This is a genomic window from Streptomyces sp. NPDC005820 (assembly GCF_040630255.1).
GTDB lineage: Bacteria > Actinomycetota > Actinomycetes > Streptomycetales > Streptomycetaceae > Streptomyces.
Window position 1 is genome coordinate 64,004 of the sequence record NZ_JBEXXE010000036.1, and the last position, 22,723, is coordinate 86,726.

The following is a 22,723-nucleotide window of genomic DNA, read 5'->3' on the forward strand; positions in this document are numbered from 1 at the left end:
CGCGTGAGGAGGCCGGACATGCCGGGTCCGCTGGAGGGCAGGGTCGCACTGGTGGCGGGGGCGACGAGGGGCGCCGGACGGGGGATCGCCGTCGAACTCGGCGCGGCGGGCGCCACCGTCTACGTCACGGGACGCACCACCCGCGACCGCCGCTCCGAGTACGACCGCCCCGAGACCGTCGAGGACACCGCCGACCTGGTCACCGAGGCCGGCGGGCAGGGCATCGCCGTACCCACCGACCATCTCGAATCCGCCCGGGTCAGGGCGCTCGTCGAGCGCATCGACGCCGAACACGGCCGACTGGACGTCCTCGTCAACGACATCTGGGGCGCCGAGCACCTCTTCGCGTGGGACACCCCCGTCTGGGAGCACGACCTCGACAACGGCCTCAGACTGCTCCGCCTCGCCGTCGAGACCCACGCGATCACCAGCCACCACGCCCTGCCGCTCCTGCTGCGCCACCCCGGCGGCCTGGTCGTGGAGATGACCGACGGCACCGCCGAGTACAACCGCGCCACCTACCGCATCAACCTCTTCTACGACCTCGCCAAGACATCCGTCCTGCGCATGGCGTTCTCCCTCGGCCATGAACTGGGCCCGCGCGGCGCCACCGCCGTCGCCCTCACCCCCGGCTGGATGCGCTCGGAGATCATGCTCGACGCCTTTGGGGTCACCGAGGACACCTGGCGCGACGCCCTCGACCGCCAACCCCACTTCGCCATCTCCGAGACACCCCGTTACGTCGGCCGGGCCGTCGCCGCCCTCGCCGCCGACCCCGACGTGGCCCGCTTCAACGGGCAGTCCCTCTCCAGCGGCGGCCTCGCCCCCGTCTACGGCTTCACCGACCTCGACGGGAGCCGCCCCGACGCCTGGCGCTACATGGTCGAGGTCCAGGACGCGGGAAAACCGGCGGACGTGACCGGCTACCGCTGAACCCTCAGCGGCAGCCCGGTCCTCTTCGTCGGGTTACCGGCCGGGTGTGGAGCCACCTTCCGGTTCATGCCGACCGGCGCCCCGGCCGTCGGCGCGGCCGTCTCCGGTCTGGTCGGCGAACCGGCCGGAGTCCGGGTCGCCCTCTGGGCGGGCGCCGCGCTGCCGGCCGCGGACGGAACCGGTCAGCCGGACAGCGCCGAGGTGAGAGCCGCGAGCACCCGTGCCGTGTCGGCCTCGGACGTGCGCCAGTTGCTGAACGCCGCCCGCAGCGCCGGGACCCCGCCGTACACCGTCGGGGTGAGGAAGGCCTCCCCAGAGTCCGCGACGGCGTCCGCGAGCGCGGCCACCCGCCCGGGGGTCGGATCGTCGGCGAGGGTGAAGCAGACGACGTTCAGCCGGACGGGCGCGAGCAGCCGCAGCCCGTCGAGCGCCGCGACGCCCTCGCCGAGCCGGGCCGCGAGGGCGGCGTTGCGCTCGACGATCTCGCGGTGCCCGGCCCGCCCGTACGCCACCAGCGAGAACCACGCCGGAAGCGCCCGCAGCCGCCGTGAGTTCTCCGGGGTCAGATGCAGGAAGTCGGGCTCGCCCGTGGGCAGGCCCAGGTAGGGCGACGCGTTGTGGAAGACACGCACCTGGAGGTCCCGCCGGCGCGTGAACTGCACGGCCGCGTCGTAGGGCACGTTCAGCCACTTGTGCAGGTCGACACAGACCGAGTCGGCCGCGTCGAGTCCGTCCACGAGGTGCGCGTACCGCGGGGAGAGCGCGGCGAAGCCGCCGAACGCGGCGTCCACGTGCAGCCAGAAGCCGTGCCGCTCCTTCAGCGCCGCGATCGCCCGCAGATCGTCGAAGTCGACGGTGTTGACCGTGCCGGCGTTGGCCACGACGATCGCGGGCCGGCCGTCCAGCGCGGCGAGGGCGGTCTCCAGCGCGGCCACGTCGACGGCCTCACGGTTCCCGGGCAGCAGCGGCACCGGCCGCAGCCGGTCCCGGCCGATGCCCAGCACGGACAGCGCCTTGGCGACGCTGGAGTGCGGACTGCCCGAGAGCACCTCGACCGGGCCCAGCCCGGCCGCCCCCGACCGGGACACGTCCACGCCCAGCCGCTCGCCCAGCCACTCCCGGGCGACGGCGAGACCCACCGTGTTCGACGCCGTCGCCCCGGTGACCAGCGCCCCGGAGTGCTCCACGCCCAGCCCGAACACCTCGCGCAGCCAGGCCACCGTCTCCCGCTCCAGCGCCGCCGCCCAGGACCCGGCGGCCCCGGAGACGTTCTGGTCGTAGGCGGCCGTCAGCCAGTCCCCGGTGACCGAGGCGGGCGTGGCGCCGCCCGTCACGAAGCCCAGATAGCGCGGCCCGGCGGAGCCGGAGAAGCCCGGCGCCCAGTCCTCGACGAACCGGGCGAGGGCGGCCTCGGCCCCGGCGCCCTCCTCCGGCAGGGCGGCCGGGCCGGGGGCCGTCCCGGGACCCACCACCGGCCGCTCCGCCAGACCGCCCAGCTCACGGGCGGCGACATCACGGGCGGACTGCAGGAGTGCGGGAAGCCGGGAGAGATCGTCGGCGAGCGTGGGGTGCATACGAAGGACCCTAGGGCCCCCGGGGCCCATCGAGACCGATCCACTTGAGGGAAACCGGACCAGTGCACGAAGGTTTCCCCACCGCCCTCGGCGCCTGGCGCGAACGCCCCGGGCCGCTGGGCCGCAGCCTCGCGGACGCCGTCCGGGAGGCGGTCGTCGACGACCGGCTGCCGCCCGGCACCCGGCTGCCCTCCGAACGGGACCTCGCCCGTGCCCTGCGGCTCAGCCGGGGCACGGTCGTCACCGTCCTCGCCCTGCTGCGCGAGGACGGCTGGCTGCACACCCGGCACGGCAGCGGCAGCGTCGTCCTGCTCCCCGCCCGCCTCACCGAACGCACCACCCCCTGGTCCCTGGACCGGGGCGGCGCGGGCGACGCCGAGCTCGACCTCACCCTCGCCGTCACCGCCGCCCCGCACGACGCCTGCCTCGCCGCCCTGGCCCGGGCCGCCGAACGCAGCGCCACCCTCCTCGTCGACGCGGGCGTGGCCACCGCCGGGCTGCCCCGCCTGCGTGCACTCCTCGCCGACCACTCCACCGCCACCGGTCTGCCGGCCCGCCCGGAGCAGATCCTCGTCACCTCCGGCGCCCGGTCCGCCCTCACCCTGCTCCTCGACCATCTGCACACCGACCGCCGCCGCCCGGTCGCCGTCGAGAGCCCGACCTACCCCGGCGCCCTCGCCGTCCTGCGCCGCCGCCGGGCCGTCTGCTGCCGCTGCCGGTGTCGGCCCGCGACGGCTGGGACCTCGCCCACCTGGCGACCGCCGTCCACACCCGGGGCGTCCGACTGGCCTACCTCATCCCCGACTTCCAGAACCCCACCGGCGCCCACATGACCGCCGCGGCCCGCGCGGAGACCGCCCGCCTCCCGCTCACGGTGATCGCCGACGAGACGATGCGCGACCTCGACCTGCGCACCCCTCCCGGCGGCGAACCCCCTCTCGCCGGACCCGGGGTGATCCAGATCGGCTCGGCGAGCAAGACGGTGTGGAGCGGCCTCAGGGTCGGCTGGATCCGGGCCCGCGCCGACCTCGTGCGGGAGCTGCGCGCCAACCCCCTCCAGGCGCAGCTCTCCCCACCGCCCCTGGAACAGCTCATCGCCTGCGAACTGCTCGGCGACGGCCTCGCCGCCGTCCTCACCGACCGCCGCAGCCGGCTGCGCGCCCAGCGCGACCATCTCGCCGCGCACCTCGACGTGCTCCTCGACGGGACGGCAGGGACGTACGACCTCCCCGACGGCGGACTGACGATCCGGCTGCACCTGGGGACCGCCACCCGCGCCGCCGACCTCACGGCCCGGGCCGCCCGCCACGGTCTGGCCCTGACCCCGGGTCCCCACTTCGCCGCCGACCGCACCACCCTCGCCCACCACCTCCGACTGCCGTTCACGGCCGGCCCGGAGGCGCTGACCCGTGCGGTGGGCCTCCTGCGCCGCTGCCTCGCGGAGCCGTCGCTCTGACCGGAAGTTCACCGTTTCGTCACAGGGTGAGCGGGACCACAACCACAGCCCCCGCCCACCGGTCTAGGTTGTCGAGATCGCAACCGCGCCGGAAAGAGGGCACCCATGGGGGACATACGCAGAAGAGGAGCCGTCGCGCTCGGGGTCACGGGGCTGCTCGCCCCGCTGACGCTCGTGCTGGGCGCCGCGCCCGCGCAGGCCGCCACCTGCACCACGCAGGCCGGGCCGTACCAGAAGCAGGTCGAGAAGTTCCTCGGCCGGCCCGTCGACGGCAGGCAGTCGGCCGCCGACTGCCGGGCCATCCAGGCCTTCCAGAACAAGCACGGCATCACCCCGAACATCGGCTACGCGGGTTCCGTCACCTGGGGCGTGATGGACCTCATGAACAAGCAGAAGGCGGTGGGCAACAACCCCAACGCGGCCCGCAAGTGCCCCACCAACAAGGGCCGGATCGCCTGCGTCAACCTCACCCTCCAGCTCAGCTGGATCCAGGACGGCAGCAGGCTCGTCTACGGTCCCGTCCCGGTCCGCACGGGCCGCAACGGGTACGAGACCCGCACCGGGCTGAAGAAGATCTACTGGCGTGACATCGACCACGTGTCGAACATCTACAACGTGCCGATGCCCTACAGCCAGTTCTTCGACGGCGGCCAGGCCTTCCACTCGGTCAACCTCAGCATGTGGAACCCGCCGGGCTCCCACGGCTGCGTCAACATGACCCCGACCACCGCCAAGAAGTACTGGTCGCTGCTGAAGAACGGCGACGACGTCTTCGTGTACGGCCGTAAGCCGGGCACCTGACGGCACCCGACCCAGGGATCCCGGCCGGTGGCTCAGCTCTCCGGCGCGTCCCCGAAGTCCGGGATCTCCAGCCGCACCCCGCCCTGCCGTGCCGACTCGTGCGCGACGATGCCCGGCAGGGTGTAGCGGGCCGCGACCCAGGCGTTCACCGACGGCAGGGTGCGGGTGGTGACGGCCGTCACGAAGTCGTCCACCAGGAAGTGGTGGCTGCCCTCGTGCCCGTTGTGCAGATGGTCGAACTCCCGAGGCAGCCGGGAGCGGTCGTGCACGGGCGCCGAGCCGGACGTGAAGGCCGCCCGCAGTTCCGGCGCGATGTGCTGGAGCGACGGATCGTCGGGGGACAGGGTGGGCTTGGGCTCCAGGAGTTCACTGATGTCCTTGACGCCCTTCTTGTCCTGCCAGAACGCCACGGTGGCGAGCTGCTCCATGCTCGCCTCCGTACCGAAGAAGCGGAACCGGGACTCCCGGATGTGTGAGGGGTAGCCCACCCGCCGGAACTCGTTCGTACGGAACGAGCCGCCGCCCGCCACCTCGAACAGCGCGGTCGCGTTGGAGACGTCGTTACCGAACTGGCTGACGTCCTTGTCGAACACGCCGTCGCCGCGCCCGTCCACCACCCCGATCGCCGACACGCTCACCGCGTGCGTCCGCCAGGCGCCGAGCACCCCGCCCACCGAGTGCGTCGGGTACAGCAGCGGGGGATAGCTGGCGGTCGCCTTCCAGTTCTCGCCGCCGCTGTACCGGTACGCCTCGTAGAACCCCAGGTCCATGTCGTGGACGTAGTCGCCCTCGGCGTAGAAGAGCCGCCCGAAGGCGCCCTCGGCGATCTGGTTGCGGGCGTGCACGGTCGCCGGGTTGTACTGGCTGGTCTCGCCCATCATGTACGTCAGTCCGGTCGCCTTGACCGCGTCGATGATCGCCGCGATCTCCTCGGCGCTGATCGCCATGGGGACGGCGGAGTAGACATGTTTGCCGGCGTTCAGACCCTGGAGCACCAGGGGGCCGTGGGTCCAGCGCTGGGTGAAGATCGCGACGGCGTCCACCGCCGGCGACTCCAGCATCGCCTCGTACGAGGGAAAGGTGCCGGCCAGCCCCTGCGCGGAGGCGAGCTGCTCGGCCCGCTCGGGCAGCAGATCGGTGACGTACACGTCACCGACGCCGGGATGGGCATGGAACAGCGTCGCGAACTGGCCGGAGAACTGGCCGGCGCCGACGATGCCGAGCGAGAACGTCATATGAGGGATGCCCTTCTTGTCGAGTCCGCTCACTTACTTTCGCTGTAGAAGAATCGAGACGTCAAGAGGTGTATCGGAAGGCCCTTCCATGGCGTCCCGCCGATGGGAGGCTGCCCTGATACTTTTGCTACGGAAGAAAACCTCGTCCTCGGCCCATGGGGAGACCCACCCGCATGACCGCACGTACCGCCAGCTGGCTGCCGCTGAGCCCCGGAGAGCGCTCGGTCGCGATCGAGGTGCTCGTCCACGGGCCGCTGTCGCGCACCGACCTCGCGCAGCGGCTGAACCTCTCCGCCGGCAGCCTCACCCGGCTGACCAAGCCGCTGATCGAGTCGGGCCTGCTCGTCGAGGTGGGCGAGGGAGAGCCGAAGGGAGTCCCGGCGGAGGTGCGGCAGGGACGCCCCTCGCAGCCGCTCGACGTGGTCGCGGGCTCCCGCTCCTTCCTCGGCTTCAAGATCACCGCGGACCGGGTGTACGGCGTCGTCACCACCCTCAGGAGCGACATCGTCGCCCGCCACGACCGCCCGCTCATCAGTCATGAGCCCGCAGGGATCGTCGCCCTCCTCGGCGAGATGACCGGGGAACTGACCCGCGCGCACCCCGGGATCGCCGGCATCGGCATCGGGGTGGGCGGGCTGGTCCGGGACCGTGCCGTGGTCGGCGAGTCGGTCTACCTCGGCTGGCAGGACGTGCCGCTCGCCGCACTCACCGAGGAGCGCACCGGGCTGCCGGTGGTCGTCGAGAACGACGTCGCCGCCCTGGTCGAGGCCGAGACCTGGTTCGGCGCGGGCCGCGGTCTCGACCGCTTCGCCGTCCTGACCATCGGCGCCGGCCTCGGCTACGGACTGGTCCTCGGCGGCAGACGGGTGCCGTGCGCCGAGGAGGACCGCGGCTTCGGCCGCCACTGGATCGTGAACGCCCACGGGCCGCTCACCCCCGACGGCGAACGCGGCAGCGCGGTCTCGCTGCTGACCATCCCCAGCATCCGCTACCAGGTCCAGGCCGCCACCGGCCGCGCGTGGACGTACGAGGAGATCCTCGCCCGCGCCGCCGACGGTGAGCCGCTGCCCGCCCGGGTCGTCGAGGAGGCGGCCCGGGCCCTCGGCACCCTGGTGGCCCAGATCGCCAACTTCGCCATGCCCCAGAAGATCCTCCTGGCCGGTGAGGGGGTCGGCCTCATGGAGGTGGCGGGTGGCACGGTCGCCGAGACCATCCGCTCCCACCGGCATCCGCTGGCCGCCCCGGTCGACCTGGAGACCAAGGTGTCCGACTTCCACGACTGGGCGCGCGGCGCCGCCGTTCTGGCGATCCAGGTGCTGGTGTTGGGCGCCGGGAGGGAAGAACTGTCCGATGGGGGTTGACAGATGGGGGTGTACAGGAGGACGTGATCAGTAACACGGTACGGAATGCCCGTATCGTCCCTACTTACTCACGCGGCCTTCACCTCGGGAGCCGTATGCTCACACCATGTCCACCACTGTTGAAACCGTTTCCGAGCGTTCGGCTGACGAGGTCAACGAGGAGATCCGGGCCCTGTGGCTGCGGTCGGGCGGGACACTGAGTGTCGAGCAGCGCGCGGAGTACCAGCGCCTCGTCCTGGAGTGGGCCGCCGCGGCCCCGCAGCCGCTGAACGCGGTCTGAGCCTCGTAGGCCGAAGCGGGCACCCTGACCGGGTGCCCTTTTCGTTTGCCCTCCGCCCGTCTGCCCCTTGGGGCTCCCCGCTCAGCCCCAGGTCGCCGAGTAGTAGTCGCGGTAGGCCTTGCGGTCCTGCTCGGCGCGGATGTAGCGGGTCGCGACCAGGGCGATCAGACTGCCGCCGATGACCAGCAGACCGGGGCCGATGTTGTTCGGGTCGGTCAGCCGGGCGGCGAGCGACGTCCCGCCGCCGATGCCCGTCACCGGGGTCGTCGAGCCCGGCGAGGTCGAACCCGGCGCGATCGCCGCCTGGGTGGGGGACAGGGACGGCTGGGGGGCGCCGGACGGCGAGGTGCCGCCCTGTCCGTTGCCGGAGGGCGCGGCCACGATGAGCGTCACGCCCAGCTGCGCCAGCGCCCGCGTCACCGGCTGGAAGAACGTCGTACCGCCCGTCGTGCAGTCGCCGCTGCCGCCCGAGGTGACGCCGAGCGCGATGCCCTCCGAGAACATCGGACCGCCGCTGTCCCCGGGTTCGGCGCACACGTTCGTCTCGATCAGCCCGCTGACCGTGCCCTCCGGGTAGTTCACCGTCGCGTCGAGCCCGGTGACCTGCCCGTCCTTCAGCCCGGTGGTGCTGCCGCTGCGGAACACCCGCTGGCCGACCGCCGCGTCACCCGTGCCCGTGATGCGCACCCCGTTGCCGTCGCCGATCGCCACCACGTCGGCCCCGTCGCCCGCCTTGCCGCTCGCGTACTGCACCAGCGAGAAGTCGTTGACCGGGAAGCTCTGCTGGACGGTCTGGCCCACCTGCTGCTTCGCCGTGTTGTCGGCGAACCAGGTCGACCCGGTCGGCCCGCAGTGCCCGGCGGTGAGGATGAAGTCGTTCGTCCCGTTGGTCACGTTGAACCCGGCCGAACAGCGCCCGCCCGTCGACAGGATCGGCTGGGCGCCGTTGAGCCGGGTGGTGAACTTGCCCGCGGTGCGTTCCATCCGGACGTAACTGCCGATGCCCGTCGCGGTCTTCGTCAGGCTCGCCCAGTCGGAGGCCGACACCGTGCTGTCGGCCTGCACGATCACCTCGTTGGTCTTGTAGTCCGTCACCCACGCCGTCCCGGGCACCGTGGGCGCCGAACGCAGAGTGGTCGCGGCCGACTTCAGCTCGTTCATGCTGTGGTCCACGAGCTTCGGCTCCGCGCCCGCCTTGCGCACCGTGGCGGCCGACGTCTCGTCGGTGACCGCCACGACCGGGCGCCCCTCGTCGTCGAGCCAGGTCCCCGCGGTGCGCGCGGTGCCGAGCTTCTTGACCAGCGCCGTACCGGGGTTGGTGACGACGGACTCCGGGGTGCTGCGCGGCGTCGACGAGGTGGCGGGCGTCTCGGTGGCCATGGCCGCCTGGGTGACCATGGTCCCGCCCAGGAGGAGTCCGCCGACTGCCGCCAGCCGTGTCACTCGCCGGACGATCCGTCGTCGTGCGTGCCTCATGCCCAGCTCCCGAAAACCCCGGTCGTGCGGCTCCAACACCGCGGGGCGCTCCGGTCGTTGAGTGCCCTCACCCCCATACGTGCGGGGGCCCGGTCATGTTCAGCCCGAAAGTGATCACCTCGCGGAGCCACCGCCGCACCGGCGTTTTCGAGCCCGGAGTCAGTGTTTTCGCGCCACTCCGCCGAACATCGCGACCTCGGCCGGCTCCGGCCGTCCGGCCCCCTGCGGCTCGGGCCGCCAGCGCGAGCACGACACCACGCCCGGCTCCAGCAGCTCCAGACCGTCGAAGAAGCGGGCCACCCGCTCGGGGGTGCGCTGGGTCAGCTTCGGGGTGCCGTGTTCGTTCCAGAACCGCACGGCCTCGTCCACGTCCGGCATCGCCGGGGTGGTGACGGTGTGCGACAGCACCAGATGGCTGCCTCGCGGCAGCCGGTCGAGCAGCCGCCGCACCAGGCCGTACGGGTCCTCGTCGTCGCCGACGAAGATGACCACGCCGAGCAGCATCAGCGCGACCGGCTCCGCGAGGTCCAGCGTCTTCTCCGCGTGTTCCAGGATCGCGTCGGTGTGGCGCAGGTCCTCGTCGAGGTAGTCGGTGCGGCCCTCGGGGGTGCTGGTGAGCAGGGCCCGGGCGTGCGCGAGGACCAGCGGGTCGTTGTCGACGTAGACGACCCGGGCGTCCGGGGCCAGCCGCTGGGCCACCTCGTGGGTGTTGTCCGCGGTGGGCAGCCCGGTGCCGATGTCGAGGAACTGGCGGATGCCGGCCTCGGACACCAGATGGGTCACGGCACGGCCCAGGAAGAGCCGGTCGGCGCGGGCGTACTCACCGATGTCCGGGTGTAACTCCCGGATCCGGTCGCCGGCGGCCCGGTCGACCTCGTAGTTGTCCTTGCCGCCCAGCCAGTAGTTCCAGATGCGGGCGGTGTGCGGCTGGGTGATGTCGATACGGGAGTTCTCTGGGGCGGGTGTCAGGGATGTCATGGGTTCGGCTCCGACGGCAGGAGGGGCGGAAACGGGACTCGTGGGGGTCATGTGCGTTCAACAAGCAATCTATGCAGGGGAGTTGATGCTTGGGGCGGGACCCCCGGAATCCGTCGCCCTCGGGCCGAGCCGGGCCCAGCTGCGCGCGTCGCCCCACACGGCCGAGGCACCGGTGTAGGGGCGCAGCAGTGCGGTGAGCGCGGGGTCGCCGCGGCCGTTCAGCTCGTCGGAGGCGATGCTGCGGGCGATCCCGGCGAGGAAGTCGGCGAGCTGCACCCGCGCGTCGTACCGCGAGACGACGAGCCGCAGCCCGGCGAGCCCGATGCCCTCCCGCCGCGCCGCGCGCTCGATCCAGGCGATCCGCTCCGGCGTGAGCATGTTCTGCCGGTCGTGGGCGAGCCGGACCGGCCGTCCGGCACGGCTCCAGTGCGCCGCCGTGCGCACCACGGAAGGGAGCAGGGGATTGAGGAGGGGAACGAGCGGGGCCCCCGCGGCCTCGATTCCGTCCCGATAGGCGACCGCACGGGACCGCTCGGTCACCAGCCGCGCCAGAACGTCCGCAGCGGGTGTCCCGGAATACGCCCGCAGCAATCCGTCGACCGTCCGGAAAAACGCCTCCACGGGTTTCTCCGGCCCTTCCGCGGACCGTACGCGCAGCAATCGGTTGGCCGCCGCGAGGAATTCCTGCCATTCCTCCCCCGTGAACGTGCGGGGCCCCGCACGGAAGAGCGCACCGGCCGCCTCCGGATCCTCCAGCAGCAGGTTCGCGGTGCGGTCCACCACGAAGAACGTCTTCTCCACCAGATGTACATGGGCGTGCCCGAAGAGCGGCCCGGATTCCGACAGCAGCCATTCCAGGACCGCCCGGTGCTTCTCCCGCAGCAGATGGTTCGCCTTGTACTGCTCGGCGGGGGAGCGGATGCGGCCGCGGATCTCCCGCACCTGCGCGGCGGCGAATTCCTCCGGCAGCCGCACACTGGCGTGCGCGAACACATCCGTGTTTCCGCCGGTGAGATTCTCCCCGTCCGATCCGGACTCGTCGCACGCCACTTCCAGGGATGTCCCGTTCACCCGATCCCAGGTCACTCCACGGCCCCCTATCTTGTGCCCCATGAACAGGATCCCGCACAAAACGTCCGGTGAGCCAAACCCTTTTCGGTCCGTCACCCTCGACCGGCTACGCCGTCGTACGAGCATGAAATGGCGGACCTATCCGGCCGACGTCCTTCCGCTGTGGGTCGCGGAGATGGACGTGCCGCTCGCCGAGCCCGTCGTCCGCGCGGTCACAGACGCCCTGGCGCTCGGCGACACCGGCTATCCGGCGGGCACGGCCTACGCGGAGGCGCTGGCCGGCTTCGCCGCCGAACGGTGGGACTGGCACGGGCTCGCGGTCGAGCGGTGCGCGATCGTGCCGGACGTGATGCTGGGCGTCGTCGAGATGGTCGGGCTGGTGACCGGGCCCGGCGACCCGGTCGTCGTGAACCCGCCGGTGTATCGGCCGTTCTTCCAGTTCCTCACCCACATGGACCGCCGGATCGCCGAGGCGCCGCTCGGCGCGGACGGACGGCTCGACCTCGGGGTCCTGGAGGAGACCTACCGGCGCGCGGTCGTGGACGGCGGGCGGGCCGCGCACCTGCTGTGCAGCCCGCACAACCCGACCGGTACGGTGCACACCGCCGAGGAGCTGTCCGCCGTCGCCGCCCTCGCCGAGCACTACGGCGTGCGGGTGGTCGCCGACGAGATCCACGCCCCGCTCACCGCCGCCGGCGTGGACTTCGTGCCGTATCTGAGCGTGCCGGGCGCGGAGGCCGGGCTGTCGCTGATGTCGGCGTCGAAGGCGTGGAATCTGGCCGGGCTCAAGGCGGCCCTGGCCGTGGCGGGACCCGGGGCCGCCGCCGATCTGGCCCTGCTGCCCGAGGAGGTCTCCCACGGTCCGAGCCATGTCGGCGTGCTCGCCCACACCGCCGCGCTCAGCGAGGGTACGGCCTGGCTGGACGGCCTGCTGGCGGCCCTCGACGCGCACCGGCGGCTGCTCGCGGAGCTGCTGGCCGAGCACCTCCCCGGTGTCCGGTACCGGCCGGGGGAGGGCACCTATCTGGCCTGGCTCGACTGCCGTCCCCTGGGCCTCGGGGACGACCCGGCGACCGTGTTCCTGGAGCGCGGCCGGGTGGCGCTGAGCCACGGGCCCGACTTCGGCACCGGGGGAGCCGGGCACGTACGGCTGAATCTGGCCACCTCGCCGGAGATCCTCACCGAGGGGGTGCGCCGGATGGCGGCCGCCCTGCGCTGACCCGGGACGCGACCGTCCCGGCCCCTGCGCCCTTTGGGCGCTGATGAATCCTGGGTTGCCTAGACTGCGGGCATGGATGACGCGCTCGAACGGCTGGGAGCGGGTAAGTACCTGCTGATCACCAGCTACCGGAAGAACGGCACCGGGGTCGCCACGCCGGTCTGGGTGGTGCGGGACGGGGACGCGCTCGGGGCCTGGTCGGCCGCCGATGCCTGGAAGGTGAAGCGGATCCGGGCCCGCGGTGACGTCCTCGTCGGTCCCTGCGACGTACGCGGCAATCCCACCGGCGAGCAGATCCCGGCCACCGCCGAGATCTGCGACGCGCGGACCACCGCCGACTACCGCACCCTGCTCGCCCGCAAGTACGGGATCCTCGGGCGGCTGACCCTTCTGGGCAGCCGGCTGCGGCGCGGGCTGGACGGGACGGTCGGGATCCGCATCACGCTCTGAGCACGGAAGACGGAAGACGGAAGACAAAAGACGGAAGAGGAAGACGGAAAGGGGGCACGGACCGGCCGGTCCGTGCCCCCCTGTGCGACGACTTCCTACGGCGCGTCCTCGACCGTTCCCGTCAGCACCGGCTGGTCCGGCAGCGGGTCGGCGTTCTCGTCCGTCAGCGCCAGACGCATCGACTCGACCGGCTCGGCCACCTGGTCCTGCACCGTCTTCACGATGAAGTCGGCGGTGGTGGTCCCGGCCGGGATGCCCATCCACGCCCACAGGTTCGCCCTGGACAGCGGGCGCTCCGGGTCGGGTACGTCACCGGACCAGTCCAGCAGCCACTGCGGGTCCACGTCCTTGGTGGACAGCTCGGTGCCCTCGGCGACCGGCACTACCCGGACGGGCTGCCAGAAGTCCACGTCGGCCGGTTCGGAGAGGGTGATCCGCCAGGTCAACGTCCCGCCCTCGGTCACCTTGTCCGTGACCGGCGTCAGCGTCACCTTCGGCGCCGGGTCGTCGTTGAGCGCGGTGACCCCGCCCTGGTACGAGCCGATGACCGCGCCGCGCACGGCCTTGGCGACGACGTCGTGCTGTTGGTCGTAGCCGAAGCGGGTGTCGCCCTTCACCACGACCGGCACATCGATCGGGTTCGTTCCGGGCCGTACCGTGACCAGCTTGTCCACGGCCCGGCCGGTGTCCGGGTCGATGACGGAGAAGCGGACCTTGCCCGTGCCGTGTCCGGTGACCTTGACCGGGACGCGGTAGGTGCGGGTGCCGGAGTCGCCCTCCTGGACCGTGAGCCGGCCGATGTCGACCCGCGGCAGCGCGGCGGGCGTGACCGCCGGGGTGCCGGGGGCCCAGCCCCAGGCGTCCATGAGCCAGGCCTGTCCGGAGCGCGAACGCGGCGTCAATTCGAGGGACTTGACGTGCCTGAGGTCGAACCTGCCGCGGGTGGCGGCGGTCAGCGGGACCCGTACCTCGCGCGCCCAGTAGGAGGAGGTCTGCTTGGTGCCGGGCAGCCCGTCCACCTTCACCTGGCCGAGCCTGGCCCGGTGACCTGCGGTGTCGGTGAGCGAGACGTCCAGCTTGGTGCCGGTGGTGTTCGGCGGCACGAAGACGCGCAGCGTCAGGTTCTTGGCGCCGGACAGGGAGAGCGGCTTGGCGGGGGTGACCTTCGTCGCCGTACCGGGCGCCGACCACTTCAGCGCGACCGCGCCGCGGCCGGCCTCCTTCTGCAGCGCCCACGTGGCGAAGTGCGGGGAGGAACCGCGGTCGTTCTCGCCCAGGCAGGCCTTGGCCGGGGCCGGGTCGACCGCCGCGCACAGCCGGCCGCCGGACACCTTCACCCCGGCGTCCGGGAGGAATCCGCCGGTGCGGCGGGCGCCGACGGCGTGGGTCAGCACCCGGGCCGGGTCGGCCGAGGGGGCGCGCCGACCGGTGCCGTCGAGCAGCGGGCGGGCCCGGTCGTCGCCCGCCACGAACAGCCGGGCCGCGGCGGCGATGTAGGTGGCGCCGGCCTTGTGCTGCTGGTCGGCGGTCAGCCGGGTGCGGGTGCCCGCGGAGCACAGCGGGTCGGGCTCCGTGCTGTCCGGGTCGTTCCAGAAGTCGTCGAACGCGGGCGCCTCGGCCTTGCCCGGCGTCCACTCCGTGTTGAAGAAGTTGTGGTTGGCGCCGACCACGTACACGGCGCTGTGCAGGGCGGCGCCCTTGCTGACGCCGCGGGTGCCGTCGGCGTACACCTCGCCCTGGAGGTCGGAGACGTCGCCGTCGCAGCCGGGCAGGATCGTCGCGGACGGGACGTCGGCGACCGGGTTCTGGCCGAAGATCGTCGGGCCGATGAGCACGGTGCCGCGGATCTTCCAGCGGACCGGGCCCCGGTAGCCGTCCTGTGCGGTGGGCGCCGGGTAGAGGCTGTCCATCGCGGCCCGGTCGACGCCCTCGCCGCCGCGCGAGTGGCCGACGAGCAGCACCCGGTTCAGGTCGGCCTTCGTGTTGCGTACGACCGCCGGTGCGTCGCCCGGGTGCGCGGTCCAGCCGGCCCACTTCGCGAGATGCTGCCGCACCAGCGAGGAACGGGCCTGTGCGCCGCCGTCCTCGGCCGCCCAGTCCTGGCCGTTGATGCCGTTCGCCGAGATCGACACCGTCACATAGCCCTGCGAGGCCAGCAGCTTCTGGTCCTGCAGATAGCCCTTGTAGCTCGGGATCGCCTTCAGCCCGGCCGGGCAGGGCCAGTCGCCGGTCACGCCGTCGTCACCGCCGCCCGGCTTGTAACAGGTGCCGTGCCGGCCGTGCAGGAACAGCGCGAGCGGCCGCTTGCCGGTGGCGCCCTTCGGCGCGACGACCACGGCCTGCATCTCGACCGGCTGGGCGAAGCCGGGCAGCTTCACCGGGGCGAGGTCGTACTCACCGGTGACCGTGCGGTACGCGCCCGGCTTGCCGGGGTCCACGGAGTTCGCCGGGAGCGCGGCCGGGGGCCGGGGGGCCGCCAGGGAGTTCTGCGACGGGGTACCGGAGTCCGCGGCGGCCTCGTCCAGCCGGCGTCCTGCCGCCAGGACCTGGAGGTCCGTCAGCGGCGCGGCCCGGTCGAGGGCGAGCCGGAAGGTGCGGCCGTCCTTCGCCGCCTTCGGTACGCCGAGCAGCCGGCCGCCCGCGTGGAACTCCACCCGGGCGTCCCCCATGGGCACGGTCCGCTCGGAGCGCCACACCAGCTGACGCGACGATCCCTCGCCGGTGACGCGCCATCCCGGTGGCAGTCCGCTGTCGGAGACGGCCGACGCCGTCGTGCCGGACGGCTGCTGGGCCTGGGCGAGCCCGGGTGTTCCCGCCAGTGCCGCGAGCACGGCCACGGCGGTGACACCTATGCGCCGGGCATGGAACAAGGGTCCCTCCTCACACTTCGCGCGTGGGCGCCCCGTCCATATCGGGAGCGCCTCACGACACGAAGGAGGCGAGAGGGGACCTGTGGGTTGCCTATGACGACCGAATCAGCCTGCGAATGACCGGAATTGAGCCACCGGCGAAGAACCGGGAGGGGGACCTAGTGGTGCCAGCCCCGGTAGGGCTCGTCGACGAGCTGGAACACCGGTTCGCCCCGTACCGGGTCCTTCACCGTGGAGAGCCGGACGCGGTCGCCGCTGTGGATGCCGATGAGGGGGCCCATGACCCGGCCGCGCACGACGAACCCCTCCGCCATCTCGACCAGCGACACATTGCGCGCGGAGGGCGTGTTGCGGTGGACCACCGTGGCGTGACGGACCGTCCCGACGCCCTCGCTGCGCTCCGTCCGCAGATCGCTGCCCTGGCACACCGGACACAGCAGCCGGTGGTACATGGCGGTGCCGCACCAGGTGCAGCGCTGGAAGAGGATGGCCTCGCCGTCGGCCTTCGCGCGGTCGAGCAGACCCGCCGTGCCGCCGATTCCCGTGTGGTGGTACACGCTGGTCAACTCCCTGCCTCGGCCCGGAATCCCACTGGCGTCACCATATGGCACTGAGTGCCAGTCGTAAAGGTACTGCGTACCCCCAATTTCGGGACTCCGTGCGGGCCGGCGGCCGGGTCAGTCGCGGGCCAGCATCGTCTCGATCTCCTGGACCACGCGCCACAACGGGGCCCCGCGTCGGGAGACCACGACGACCACGTCCTCGGGATGCTCCTCGGCGGCGGGCGTCGGCACGGGAGCCGGCTCGGGCGCGGGCACGGGCGCGGACGCGGACGCCGTGGCGAATGCCGACTGCACATAGCCCAGCGCGTGGTCCACGGTGGCGGTCGCGTCGCCCTCCCCGGCCGAACGCAGCCAGGACCGCAGGGCGTTGTTGTGCGCGGCGACCACGGCCGAGGCGATGACATCGGCCCGCAGACTGCCGTCGGAGCGGTCCGTGAAGCGGCCCCGCAGATACGCGGCGAGGGCACGTTCGTAGCGCCACACCACCGACAGCTCGTACGCGCGCAGCCCCGGCACCTTCTTGGTGAGCCGGTAGCGCTGCACCGAGAAGGACGGGTTCTCGGCGTACATCTGGAGCACGAGCCGGGCGGCGTCGCACACGCGCCGCACCGGTTCCGCGTCCTCCTCGCTCGCGGCGAGGAAGGCGGTCATGTCGGCCAGGCACCGCTCGTGGTCGGGGAAGACCACGTCCTCCTTGGAGGGGAAGTAGCGGAAGAACGACCGGCGGCCGACGCCCGCGAGGCTCACGATGTCGTCGACGGTGGTCTGCTCGTAGCCCCGCTCCAGGAACAGCTGGAAGGCCGCCGCGACCAGGGCGTCCCGCATGGGCGGCTTGGCCTCCGCCTTCTCAGTGGCGCTCATGGACGGAAAGTAACACCTGAGGCCCTCCGGTGGCACTCAGTTCCCTCCGCTCGGGGAACTGAGTGCCTGGCACGGAGTGCCGAAAAGGGCGGGATCAGAGCCGCTCGGCCGCCTCGACGACGTTCGTCAGCAGCATCGCGCGGGTCATCGGGCCGACACCGCCGATCGGCGGGGCGAAGGAGCCGGCGACATCGCCGACGTCGGGGTGCACGTCACCGAGGACCCCCTCGACCGTGCGGGTCAGACCCACGGACAGCACGGTCGCGCCCGGCTTGATCCAGTCCGGCCGCACCAGATGGGCCACCCCGGCGGCGGCCACCACCACGTCCGCCTCCCGGGCGTGCGCGGCGACGTCCTGGGTCGCCTCGTGGCACAGGGTCACCGTGGCGTGCTCGGTGGCGCGGGTCAGCATCAGACCGAGCGGGCGGCCCACCGTCACCCCGCAGCCGATGACGCAGAACTGCTGCCCGGTGATCGCCACGTTGTTGCGGCGCAGCAGATCGATGATGCCGCGCGGGGTGCAGGGCAGCGGTCCGGGAATGCCCAGCACGAGCCGGCCCAGGTTGGTCGGGTGCAGCCCGTCGGCGTCCTTGACCGGGTCGATCAGCTCCAGCACGGCGTGGGTGTCGATGTGGGCGGGCAGCGGAAGCTGCACGATGAAGCCGGTGCACGCCGGGTCGGCGTTCAGCCGCAGCACCGCGGCCTCGACATCGGCCTGGGAGGCGTCGGCGGGCAGCTCCACCCGGATCGAGGCGATGCCGACCTGCGCGCAGTCCCGGTGCTTGCCGCCCACGTAGGAACGGCTGCCCGCGTCGTCGCCGACGAGGATCGTGCCCAGCCCGGGGGTGATGCCGCGCTCCTTCAACGCCTCGACGCGGAGGGTGAGTTCGTTCTTGATGTCGGCCGCGGCGGCCTTGCCGTCGAGAAGCGTTGCGGTGGTCACGGAGTCGACGAGCCCTTCGGGAGAGAAAACGACGGTCCTGTCATCGTACGACCCCTCCGTCCCCCTCCCCGCAGGAGCACCTCCCACCCCGGCGTAACCTTTCCGCACCGCCGCACCGCCGCACCGCCGCACCGCCGCACCGCCGCACCGCCGCACCGCCGCACCGCCCAGCCGAGGAGCCTCCGTGCCGTCCGCCCGTCCCCGTCTCCTCTATGTCACCGACCTGGCCTACCCGGCCCGCGGCCGGCGCTACGGCGACGAGGACGTCTTCCTCACCTCCCGGCTGCGCGCCGACTTCGACCTCGCCCTGTGCCATCCCCTGGACGCGGCGGCCCTGATGGACGCCTTCGACGCCGTGGTCGTCCGCAACAGCGGGCCTGTCCTCGGCTACCAGGAGGCGTACGAGGCCTTCCGTGCGCGCGCCCTGCGGGACGGCGTCCGCGTCTACAACCCGCTCACCGGACGGGCCGACATGGCCGGCAAGCAGTACCTCCTGGACCTCGACGCCGCCGGGTACCCGGTGATCCCCACGGTCGACCGCGCGGCGGACCTGCACCTCCTCCCCGAGGCCGACCGGTACGTCGTCAAACCCAAGCTGGGCGCCGACTCCCGGGGCCTCAGGATCGTCGCCCCGGACCGGCTGCCCGCCCTGACCGACGGAGCCGTCCTGGTCCAGCCGTGCGTCGACTTCGCCTACGAGGTCTCCTTCTACTTCGTCGACCACGACTTCCAGTACGCCCTGTACGCCCCGGACCCCGGCCGCCGCTGGCAGCTCCAGCCGTACGAACCCACCCCCGCCGACCTGGAGTTCGCCCGCCGCTTCATCGACTGGAACACCCTGGCGTACGGCATCCAGCGCGTCGACGCCTGCCGCGCACCCGGCGGCGGGCTGCTCCTCGTCGAGCTCGAGGACCTGAACCCGTATCTCTCCCTGGACGTCCTCGACGACGCCGGACGGGACGCCTTCGTCGCCGCGACCACGCGTTCCCTGCGCCGCTTCCTCACCGGCTGAACCCGTCCGCCCGTCCGCCCGTATCTCTCCCCGGGGACACGGAACGGAGGGAGACCAGGGTGCCGACACCGGCCGAACCCGGACAGCCGCAGGAGCGCAAGGTCGTGGAGCCCATCCGGGTCCTCAGGCCCCGCAACACCGACGCCCTGGCGGACCTGTTCCGCGAGATGACCGAACTGACCAAGGAACCCGTCTCCTACGAGTCGATCCCGCTGCAGGGCCTGCCGGGCGGCACCGACGAGGCGGCGACGGAGCAACTCCCCCCGGTGGGGCACTGGACCGACACCGTCCCCGCGCCGGACGCCGACCGCCACGACCCCGCCGTACCGGCGACGGAACCGATCGTCGGCCAGGACTGGGCCGACGAGCACCCCCCGTACGCGCCCGCTGCGGAACAGGTCGCCGGAGCACCGGCCGGGTGGGGCGAACACGCCCACGAACGCACCCCCGAGGCCACCCGCGTACAGACTCATGAGCCCGCCCACGAGTCCGCCGCCGGGCAGAGCACCGGGCCCGAGGCCGGGTGGGGCGAGCACACCGCCTCCGTGACGTCGTCGGATCCCGGTGAGCGGCCCCCGTACGGGTCCCGCTCCGGCCGTCCCGCCGACCGCCCCTACGGGCCCCCTCCGGGGAGCACCGGCGCACACCCCGGCCGGGCGGGCGGCCGAGGGACCGTACCCGGCCGGGCCGGCCGACGCCCGAGCGGGGCGTACCCGGCGGCGTCCGTGCCGCGCGGTGCGCGAGGGCGCGACGACGAGGGGTCCGGCACCGGGCTGCGCCGGGCCGCCATCACGATCGGCGTGTGTGCCGCGGCGCTCGTCGGCTTCGCCGGTGCCCTGCTGGTCCCGGGCCGCGGCGGCGAGGCGGCGGCGGAGACCGTGCGGCCGCAGCCGAGCGCCACCCAGCCGGAGACCTCCTCGCCGTCCGCCGACCCCGACGGCGCCGGCACCCTGCGGGAGGGTGACAGCGGCCCCGAGGTGACCGACCTCCAGCAGCGGCTGCTCAAGATCCCCGACGTGTACCGCGACGGCGCCACGGACGGTCGGTACAACGCCACCCTCACGGAGGCGGTGGCCCGCTTCCAGCTCTGGTACGGCATCCGTGGCGACGAGGACGGCGTGTACGGCGACGACACCCGGCAGGCCCTGGAGTCACGCACCGGCGGATGACGTCGGCGCCCGAGCGACCGGGCGCCCGAGCGACCGTGCGCCCGGGCACCGGTCAGTCCTCGGCGTCCCGGGGCACCTGGATGTCCAGCACACAGACGTCGTCCCGGCGTTCCGGCTCCGGCAGCGCGCCGATCAGCCGCTCCAGCGGCACCGGTCCGCCGGGACCGGGCGCCGACGCGGCCCGGGCGAGCCGCTCCAGGCCCCGGTCGATGCTCTCCCGGGGCCGCTCCACCAGGCCGTCGGTGTACAGCACCAGCCGGTCGCCGGGGGCGAGCCGGCACTCCGCCTCCTCGTAGCGCGGGGTGTCGCGGGCGCCGAGCAGCATGCCGTGCGGCCGCTCGAGATAGCGGGCCTCGCCCGCCCGCAGCAGCAGCGGCGGGGGATGCCCGGCCTGGGCCCACACCAGCCGTCGCCCGCGCGGGTCGTAGCGGGCCAGGACCATGGTCGCCGTGCCGTGCGGGTCACGGGAGTGCAGCAGCAGCGCGTTGAGCCGGGCGAGCGCCCCGGTCAGTGAGGAGCCGGTGATGACCATGCCCTTGGCGGTGAACCGCAGCAGGGCCATCGAGGCGACGGCGTCCAGGCCGTGTCCGGTCACGTCTCCCACCACGAACAGGGCGTCGCCGTCCGGCAGTTCGATGGCGCTGAACCAGTCGCCGCCCACGTTGAGCCCGGACTGCGCGGGCAGATAGGCGATGTCGACGCGTAGTCCGGCCAGCCGCACGGGCTGTTTCGGCAGCGGCAGCAGCGCGTCCTGGAGCCGGGCCGCGACCGTGCGTTCGGCCGTCAGCACGCCCTGCTGGGTGAGCATCGCGCGTTCGCTGGCGAGCAGGGCGAGTTCGGCGCTGCGCTGGGCGCTGACGTCCTGGAGGAAGCCGTGCGCCTCGACGGGGGTGCCGTCGGCGTCCGTCACCGCCTCGGCGACCGCCCGCAGATGACGGACCCCGTCCCGGGCGGCGACCCGGAACGGCACGTCGCACGGCCGCCCTTCGCGCACCAGTTCGTCGACGGCCCGGGTCAGGGCGGGCACGTCCTCGGGCAGGGCGAAGCCGGGCAGCCGGGTGAGCGGGACGGGCCCGTGCGCGGGGTCGCGTTCGAGGAGGGCGTACACCTGGGCGGACCAGTTGCCCTCGCCGGTGGCCAGGTTCCAGGTGGCCCAGCCGAGCCGGCCCAGCCGCTGGACGTCCGCCAGCCGCTGCTCCTGACGGTCCGAGGGGTCGTGCCGCACCCAGCTGACGACGAGTCCGTCGCCGAGCCGTGCCACCCGCGCCGACCAGGTGGCCAGTTCACTGACCCCGCCGACGCTGTGCTGCCGGGCGAACGGCTCGCTCTCGTACGGCTCCTCGCCCTCGAGCGCCTTGAGGCACCCCTGCCACAGCGGCTCGTCGGCGGCCGTGGGCCAGCACTCCAGGAAGCGCAGGCCGAGCAGATCGCGGCCGGCCCTGCCGACGGCGTCGGAGGTCCCGGCGGTGACGGCCTCGATCCGGAAGTCCTCGACGGCACCCGAGGGTCCGCGCACCGGGGTGAGCAGCACCGCGGCGACCGGCAGCCGGTCGAACACCGTCTGCACGGCGTCCGCGGCGGCGCCGACGGCGGGCTCCCGCCGCACCCCGAACGTGCGCAACGGGCCGGCGCACAGCCGGGCGACGGCCAGCAGATGCTCCCGCACGGCGGGCGGGAAGGGACCCGCGCGGCGGCACAGCACCCCGAGCGCGACCTCGGCCGGCTTCCCGGCGCCGACGGGCAGCCAGGCGCGTGAGCCCCACTGCCGGGACGGGTCCCCGATCAGCAGATACCGCTCGTGGTCGTCCGCCGGGTTCTCCAGCCAGCGGGCCTCTCCCGCGGCCAGGGCGTCCAGCGCGGCGATCCCGGCCAGCGGCGGCACCCGGGCCCACTGCAGGGCGAGCGTTTCGTCGATCCCCGCGTGCCCGACCAGTTCCAGCCCGCCGGAGGGCAGTCGGGCGTAGAGCATGACCGCGTCGGCGTCCAGGTCCGGGGCGAGCCGGTCCAGGAGGCAGCGGGCGAGGTCCTGCGGGGTGCCGACCCTGACGAGGGACCGGGCGAGCCGGGCCAGGGCCGAGGAGCCGGAGTCGTCCGGGAACGGGAGCGGTTCGTCCCCGGCGGCGGTGGCGGCTTCGGCGGGACGGGGTTCACCGGGGGTCGGCGGGGCCAGCGAGCCGAGGGTGAGCCAGCACTCCTCCAGCAGGGTCCGCCGGGCGGTCTTCGCCCGCCGCTGGAGTTCGTCCTGTGCCGCGTCGGGGGAACAGCCGAGCCGCGCCATCACCGCGCCTTTGGCCCGCTCCAGTACGGCCGAGGTGGCGGCCAGGTCCTGGAGCCGGTCCATCTCCGCGCGCTGACGTGCCACGACCCGGGTCAGGGCGGCCATGTCGGGCGCCTCGCCGGACCCGGTGGGCAGCGCGGATTCGCTCGTCACGCCTCGAGCATGGCACAGGCACGCGGTTTCGATCAGGGGC

Annotated in this window: 19 protein-coding genes and 1 pseudogene; 10 read left to right on the forward strand and 10 right to left on the reverse strand. The window is 73.0% G+C overall.

The annotated features are described in order from the left end of the window. Positions 1-18: 18 nt before the first annotated feature. The gene (locus ABZ464_RS36040; RefSeq protein ID WP_359284405.1) at positions 19-933 is read left to right on the forward strand and encodes an SDR family oxidoreductase; all 915 of its coding nucleotides are present in this window, start codon (positions 19-21) and stop codon (positions 931-933) included. A 182-nt stretch (positions 934-1,115) separates the two neighbouring features. Here ABZ464_RS36040 and ABZ464_RS36045 read toward each other — a convergent pair whose 3' ends face one another. Next, on the reverse strand, positions 1,116-2,507 hold the full coding sequence (locus ABZ464_RS36045) for an aminotransferase class I/II-fold pyridoxal phosphate-dependent enzyme (RefSeq protein ID WP_359284407.1): 1,392 nt from the start codon (positions 2,505-2,507) through the stop codon (positions 1,116-1,118). Between the two features lie 62 nt (positions 2,508-2,569). On the opposite strand from ABZ464_RS36045, the gene ABZ464_RS36050 reads away from it, so the two are divergent. The 3 genes from ABZ464_RS36050 (at position 2,570) to ABZ464_RS36060 (ending at position 4,764) form a co-directional block, all read left to right on the forward strand. Beyond that, entirely contained in the window at positions 2,570-3,340 is a 771-nt protein-coding gene (locus tag ABZ464_RS36050; RefSeq protein ID WP_359284409.1) for an aminotransferase class I/II-fold pyridoxal phosphate-dependent enzyme, read from the forward strand. Next, entirely contained in the window at positions 3,337-3,963 is a 627-nt protein-coding gene (locus tag ABZ464_RS36055; protein WP_359284412.1) for a hypothetical protein, read from the forward strand. Before ABZ464_RS36050 ends, ABZ464_RS36055 begins: the two co-directional genes overlap by 4 nt. Positions 3,964-4,068: 105 nt before the next feature. Further along, the gene (locus ABZ464_RS36060; protein WP_359284415.1) at positions 4,069-4,764 is read left to right on the forward strand and encodes a L,D-transpeptidase; all 696 of its coding nucleotides are present in this window, start codon (positions 4,069-4,071) and stop codon (positions 4,762-4,764) included. A gap of 32 nt (positions 4,765-4,796) precedes the next feature. Here the strand turns inward: ABZ464_RS36060 and ABZ464_RS36065 are convergent, their stop codons facing one another. Beyond that, positions 4,797-5,999, reverse strand: a complete 1,203-nt coding sequence (locus ABZ464_RS36065) for a Gfo/Idh/MocA family oxidoreductase (RefSeq protein WP_359284527.1) — start codon at positions 5,997-5,999, stop codon at positions 4,797-4,799. A gap of 173 nt (positions 6,000-6,172) precedes the next feature. On the opposite strand from ABZ464_RS36065, the gene ABZ464_RS36070 reads away from it, so the two are divergent. Continuing rightward, entirely contained in the window at positions 6,173-7,360 is a 1,188-nt protein-coding gene (locus ABZ464_RS36070) for an ROK family transcriptional regulator (protein ID WP_359284418.1), read from the forward strand. A 106-nt stretch (positions 7,361-7,466) separates the two neighbouring features. Next, positions 7,467-7,640: a hypothetical protein gene (locus ABZ464_RS36075; RefSeq protein ID WP_359284421.1), complete on the forward strand. Its 174-nt coding sequence runs from the start codon at positions 7,467-7,469 to the stop codon at positions 7,638-7,640. Between the two features lie 81 nt (positions 7,641-7,721). Here ABZ464_RS36075 and ABZ464_RS36080 read toward each other — a convergent pair whose 3' ends face one another. From ABZ464_RS36080 to ABZ464_RS36090, 3 genes are all read right to left on the reverse strand, one after another. Beyond that, the gene (locus ABZ464_RS36080) at positions 7,722-9,116 is read right to left on the reverse strand and encodes a S1 family peptidase (RefSeq protein ID WP_359284424.1); all 1,395 of its coding nucleotides are present in this window, start codon (positions 9,114-9,116) and stop codon (positions 7,722-7,724) included. 159 nt (positions 9,117-9,275) lie between these two features. Beyond that, positions 9,276-10,094 (reverse strand): SAM-dependent methyltransferase, encoded by an 819-nt coding sequence (locus ABZ464_RS36085; RefSeq protein ID WP_359284426.1) that lies wholly within the window; start codon positions 10,092-10,094, stop codon positions 9,276-9,278. 69 nt (positions 10,095-10,163) lie between these two features. Further along, positions 10,164-11,207: a hypothetical protein gene (locus ABZ464_RS36090; RefSeq protein WP_359284429.1), complete on the reverse strand. Its 1,044-nt coding sequence runs from the start codon at positions 11,205-11,207 to the stop codon at positions 10,164-10,166. On the opposite strand from ABZ464_RS36090, the gene ABZ464_RS36095 reads away from it, so the two are divergent. Together ABZ464_RS36095 and ABZ464_RS36100 are read left to right on the forward strand one after the other, a co-directional pair. Further along, positions 11,206-12,384 (forward strand): aminotransferase class I/II-fold pyridoxal phosphate-dependent enzyme, encoded by a 1,179-nt coding sequence (locus tag ABZ464_RS36095; protein WP_359284432.1) that lies wholly within the window; start codon positions 11,206-11,208, stop codon positions 12,382-12,384. The genes ABZ464_RS36090 and ABZ464_RS36095 overlap by 2 nt on opposite strands. Before the next feature lie 72 nt (positions 12,385-12,456). Continuing rightward, a complete protein-coding gene (locus tag ABZ464_RS36100; RefSeq protein WP_359284435.1) occupies positions 12,457-12,834 on the forward strand; it encodes a PPOX class F420-dependent oxidoreductase in 378 nt (125 codons plus the stop codon). Positions 12,835-12,929: 95 nt separating this feature from the next. Here the strand turns inward: ABZ464_RS36100 and ABZ464_RS36105 are convergent, their stop codons facing one another. From ABZ464_RS36105 to ABZ464_RS36120, 4 genes are all read right to left on the reverse strand, one after another. Continuing rightward, positions 12,930-15,704, reverse strand: a complete 2,775-nt coding sequence (locus ABZ464_RS36105) for a hypothetical protein (protein WP_359284437.1) — start codon at positions 15,702-15,704, stop codon at positions 12,930-12,932. Between the two features lie 158 nt (positions 15,705-15,862). Beyond that, positions 15,863-16,243: a zinc ribbon domain-containing protein gene (locus ABZ464_RS36110; RefSeq protein WP_359284530.1), complete on the reverse strand. Its 381-nt coding sequence runs from the start codon at positions 16,241-16,243 to the stop codon at positions 15,863-15,865. A gap of 138 nt (positions 16,244-16,381) precedes the next feature. Further along, positions 16,382-17,128, reverse strand: a complete 747-nt coding sequence (locus ABZ464_RS36115; RefSeq protein WP_359284440.1) for a TetR family transcriptional regulator — start codon at positions 17,126-17,128, stop codon at positions 16,382-16,384. A gap of 94 nt (positions 17,129-17,222) precedes the next feature. Then, positions 17,223-18,071, reverse strand: coding sequence for a bifunctional methylenetetrahydrofolate dehydrogenase/methenyltetrahydrofolate cyclohydrolase (locus tag ABZ464_RS36120; RefSeq protein WP_359284442.1), 849 nt, complete (start codon positions 18,069-18,071; stop codon positions 17,223-17,225). Positions 18,072-18,255: 184 nt separating this feature from the next. On the opposite strand from ABZ464_RS36120, the gene ABZ464_RS36125 reads away from it, so the two are divergent. Continuing rightward, positions 18,256-19,083, forward strand: a complete 828-nt coding sequence (locus ABZ464_RS36125) for a hypothetical protein (RefSeq protein WP_359284445.1) — start codon at positions 18,256-18,258, stop codon at positions 19,081-19,083. 770 nt (positions 19,084-19,853) lie between these two features. Then, positions 19,854-20,252 (forward strand): annotated as a pseudogene (locus tag ABZ464_RS36130) (peptidoglycan-binding domain-containing protein); the annotation flags it as partial. A gap of 52 nt (positions 20,253-20,304) precedes the next feature. Here the strand turns inward: ABZ464_RS36130 and ABZ464_RS36135 are convergent. Next, positions 20,305-22,635, reverse strand: coding sequence for a SpoIIE family protein phosphatase (locus tag ABZ464_RS36135; protein ID WP_359284532.1), 2,331 nt, complete (start codon positions 22,633-22,635; stop codon positions 20,305-20,307). Positions 22,636-22,723 lie beyond the last annotated feature (88 nt).

What these genes read in the sequence shown, in the direction of transcription:
- ABZ464_RS36040 (WP_359284405.1), top strand. Translation starts at nt 19, where the DNA reads ATGCCGGGTCCGCTGGAGGGCAGGGTCGCACTGGTGGCGGGGGCGACG.
- ABZ464_RS36045 (WP_359284407.1), bottom strand. Translation starts at nt 2,507, where the DNA reads ATGCACCCCACGCTCGCCGACGATCTCTCCCGGCTTCCCGCACTCCTG.
- ABZ464_RS36055 (WP_359284412.1), top strand. Translation starts at nt 3,337, where the DNA reads ATGACCGCCGCGGCCCGCGCGGAGACCGCCCGCCTCCCGCTCACGGTG.
- ABZ464_RS36060 (WP_359284415.1), top strand. Translation starts at nt 4,069, where the DNA reads ATGGGGGACATACGCAGAAGAGGAGCCGTCGCGCTCGGGGTCACGGGG.
- ABZ464_RS36065 (WP_359284527.1), bottom strand. Translation starts at nt 5,999, where the DNA reads ATGACGTTCTCGCTCGGCATCGTCGGCGCCGGCCAGTTCTCCGGCCAG.
- ABZ464_RS36070 (WP_359284418.1), top strand. Translation starts at nt 6,173, where the DNA reads ATGACCGCACGTACCGCCAGCTGGCTGCCGCTGAGCCCCGGAGAGCGC.
- ABZ464_RS36075 (WP_359284421.1), top strand. Translation starts at nt 7,467, where the DNA reads ATGTCCACCACTGTTGAAACCGTTTCCGAGCGTTCGGCTGACGAGGTC.
- ABZ464_RS36080 (WP_359284424.1), bottom strand. Translation starts at nt 9,116, where the DNA reads ATGAGGCACGCACGACGACGGATCGTCCGGCGAGTGACACGGCTGGCG.
- ABZ464_RS36085 (WP_359284426.1), bottom strand. Translation starts at nt 10,094, where the DNA reads ATGACATCCCTGACACCCGCCCCAGAGAACTCCCGTATCGACATCACC.
- ABZ464_RS36095 (WP_359284432.1), top strand. Translation starts at nt 11,206, where the DNA reads ATGAACAGGATCCCGCACAAAACGTCCGGTGAGCCAAACCCTTTTCGG.
- ABZ464_RS36090 (WP_359284429.1), bottom strand. Translation starts at nt 11,207, where the DNA reads ATGGGGCACAAGATAGGGGGCCGTGGAGTGACCTGGGATCGGGTGAAC.
- ABZ464_RS36100 (WP_359284435.1), top strand. Translation starts at nt 12,457, where the DNA reads ATGGATGACGCGCTCGAACGGCTGGGAGCGGGTAAGTACCTGCTGATC.
- ABZ464_RS36115 (WP_359284440.1), bottom strand. Translation starts at nt 17,128, where the DNA reads ATGAGCGCCACTGAGAAGGCGGAGGCCAAGCCGCCCATGCGGGACGCC.
- ABZ464_RS36135 (WP_359284532.1), bottom strand. Translation starts at nt 22,635, where the DNA reads ATGGCCGCCCTGACCCGGGTCGTGGCACGTCAGCGCGCGGAGATGGAC.